2 protein-coding genes and 1 pseudogene are annotated in these 3,181 nt (G+C 61.5%); all 3 read left to right on the top strand.

Annotation, left to right across the window (positions count from 1 at the left end):
• Positions 1 to 1,329, top strand: a 1,329-nt coding sequence (locus ACXRVY_RS21650) for a mannitol dehydrogenase family protein (protein WP_458238201.1), incomplete at its 5' end; no start/stop codon positions are given.
• 186 nt (positions 1,330 to 1,515) lie between these two features.
• Positions 1,516 to 3,012 carry a xylulokinase gene (gene xylB, locus ACXRVY_RS21645; RefSeq protein WP_223458119.1) on the top strand — a complete coding sequence of 499 codons (1,497 nt, stop codon included), beginning with the start codon at positions 1,516 to 1,518 and terminating at the stop codon, positions 3,010 to 3,012.
• 13 nt (positions 3,013 to 3,025) lie between these two features.
• Positions 3,026 to 3,181 (top strand): annotated as a pseudogene (locus tag ACXRVY_RS21640) (carbohydrate kinase family protein); the annotation flags it as partial.

Genomic DNA, 3,181 nt, shown 5'->3' with positions numbered 1-3,181 from the left:
CTGATGAACACCGGAGAAGCGCTGGACTGGGCAATCTGTGGTGTCGGCCTGCGCGCCGAGGACCGCCGCGCCCGTGACGATCTCAAGGAGCAGGACTACCTGTTTACCTTGTTCGAGCTTGGTGATAACGACGACACCGAGGTGCAGGTGATCGGGGCAATTCGCGACATGCTGCTAGCCGAGGACGATGCCCAGGCGTTGATCGACAAACTGACCAGTCCCGAGATCCGCATCGTCTCGCTGACCATCACCGAAGGCGGTTACTGCATCGACGACAGCACCGGCGAATTCATGGCGCACTTGCCGCAGATCCAGCATGACCTGGCGCACCCGGAGGCGCCGAAAACCGTGTTCGGTTTCCTCTGTGCCGCACTGGCCAAGCGTCGCGCCGCCGGCACGCCGGCCTTCACCCTGATGTCCTGCGATAACCTGCCGCACAACGGCGCTGTCACCCGTAAGGCCCTGCTGACCTTCGCCGCCTTGCACGACGGCGAACTGCGCGACTGGATCGATGCCAACGTCAGTTTCCCCAACGCCATGGTCGACCGCATCACGCCGATGACCAGTTCCCGGCACCGCCTGCAGCTGGCCGACCAGCATGGGCTGGACGATGCCTGGCCAGTGGTTTGCGAACCCTTTGTGCAATGGGTGCTGGAAGACAAGTTCGTCAACGGTCGCCCGGCCTGGGAAAAGGTTGGCGTGCAGTTCACCGACGACGTCACGCCCTACGAAGAAATGAAGATCAAGCTGCTCAACGGCAGTCATCTGGCGCTGACGTACCTGGGATTCCTGAAGGGTTACCGCTTCGTCCATGAGACCATGAACGATCCGCTGTTCGTGCGCTACGTGCGCGCCTACATGGATCTGGACGTGACTCCGCAACTGCCTGCAGTGCCGGGAATCAACCTGACCGAGTACAAAGACACGCTGGTCGCTCGTTTCTCCAATCAGGCGATTGCCGATCAGCTTGAACGGGTGTGTTCGGACGGCTCGTCGAAGTTTCCGAAATTCACCGTGCCAACCATCAATCGCTTGATCGCCGATGGCCGAGAGACCCGGCGCGCAGCGTTGGTGGTGGCGGCGTGGGCGTTGTACCTCAAGGGCGTGGATGAGCATGGCGAGACCTATTCGATACCGGACCCGCGCGCAGCGTYCTGCCAGACGCTGGTGGCCGATCATGTGTTGATTACCCAGCGTTTGTTGGCGGTCGAGGAGATTTTTGGTACGGCGATTCCCCGCTCGGCGGAGTTTGTCGCGGCGTTCGAGTGGTGTTGCAACAGTTTGCGGGATGTGGGGGTGTCACGGACATTGGAACGAGTTTTGGCGTAGGCCCTGCGGTGAATCTGCTGCCGCTATCGCGGGCAAGCCCGCTCCCACAGTTTGGTCACTGTTGTTCACAAATAATGTGTTCGCAGATAAACCCTGTGGGAGCGGGCTTGCCCGCGATAGCGGCCTGACCGTCAGCAGAGATGCTGAATGCTCAACGATATCCACCTGACGATCCAAGGATCCTGCATGACAACCCGACAACTCTTCCTCGGCATCGACTGCGGCACTCAGGGCACCAAAGCCATCATCCTCGACGCGGCAAGTGGTGAAGTACTCGGTCAGGGAGCGTCCGCCCACACGATGATCAGCGGCGCCAATGGCCGTCGTGAACAGGACACCCGGCAGTGGCTGGAAGCCTTCACCACCGCCACCCGCCACGCCTTGCTCGCGGCCAGGGTCGATGGCCAGTCGATCCTCGGCATTGGTGTGTCCGGCCAGCAACATGGTCTGGTGCTGCTCGACGATCAGGGCAAGGTATTGCGTGCGGCCAAGCTCTGGTGCGACACCGAAACCACCCCGGAAAATGACCGCCTGCTGGCCCGCTTGGGTGGCGAAAAGGGTTCGCTGGAACGCCTCGGCGTGGTCATCGCGCCGGGCTACACCCTGTCCAAACTGCTATGGACCAAAGAGCAGCATCCCGAGGTGTTTTCCCGCATCGCCCGCATCCTGCTGCCCCACGACTACCTCAACCACTGGCTCACCGGCCGCAGTTGCAGCGAGTACGGCGATGCCTCGGGCACCGGGTACTTCAATGTGCGTACGCGCCAGTGGGATTTGCAATTGTTGCGGGACATCGACCCGAGCGGACGCCTGCAAGCCGCCCTGCCGGAGCTGATCGATGCCCACCAGGCGGTCGGTACGATTCTGCCGGGCATTGCCGAACAGCTGGGCATCAACCCGCGGGCAATGGTGTCCAGTGGCGGCGGCGACAACATGATGGGCGCCATTGGCACCGGCAACATCCAGCCCGGGGCGATCACCATGAGCCTCGGTTCGTCGGGTACGGTGTACGCCTATGCCGATCAACCGAACGTCGCCCCGCAAGCGGCGGTTGCCACGTTCTGTTCTTCAAGCGGTGGCTGGCTGCCTTTGATCTGCACCATGAACCTGACCAATGCCACCGGCCTGATTCGTGACCTGCTGGACCTCGACATCGATCAGTTCAACGAGCTCGTTGCCCAGGCGCCGATCGGTGCCGAAGGTGTGAGCATGCTGCCGTTTTTCAACGGTGAGCGGGTGCCTGCCCTGCCCCATGCCAGCGGCAGCCTGTCGGGCCTGACCATGACCAATCTGACCCGGGCCAATCTGTGCCGCGCAGTGGTCGAAGGCACGACGTTCGGTTTGCGTTACGGACTGGACCTGCTACGCCGCAATGGCTTACAAAGCCGCAGCATAAGGCTGATCGGCGGTGGTTCGAAAAGTGCGGTCTGGCGGCAAATCGTCGCCGACATCATGAATACACCGGTGATCTGCACCGAACAAAGCGAGGCCGCAGCCCTCGGTGCGGCGATTCAGGCGGCCTGGTGCGTATCCCGGGCGAACGGGCACGAAGACAGCCTGGCGGACTTGTGCGAGCGCTGCGTGAAACTCGACCCGGCCAGTGAAACCCTGCCGGTCGCCGACAATGTACAAGCCTGTCAGCAGGCTTATGAACGCTATCAACAGCATGTCGCAACCCTTTGAAGAGTGAACAACTATGTACCTGGTGTGTGGCGAAGCGCTGTTCGATTTTTTCAGTGAAAACGACGCCAGCGGTCTGGCTTCCAAAGTGAACTTCAAAGCCATTGCCGGTGGTTCGCCGTTCAATGTGGCGGTGGGCTTGCGCCGCTTGGGCGTGGACGCGGCGCTGTTG

It is taken from the genome of Pseudomonas sp. P5_A2_2 (assembly GCF_054177685.1).
Note: the sequence above shows the minus strand (reverse complement) of the source record. Positions and strands in the feature narration are given on the sequence as shown.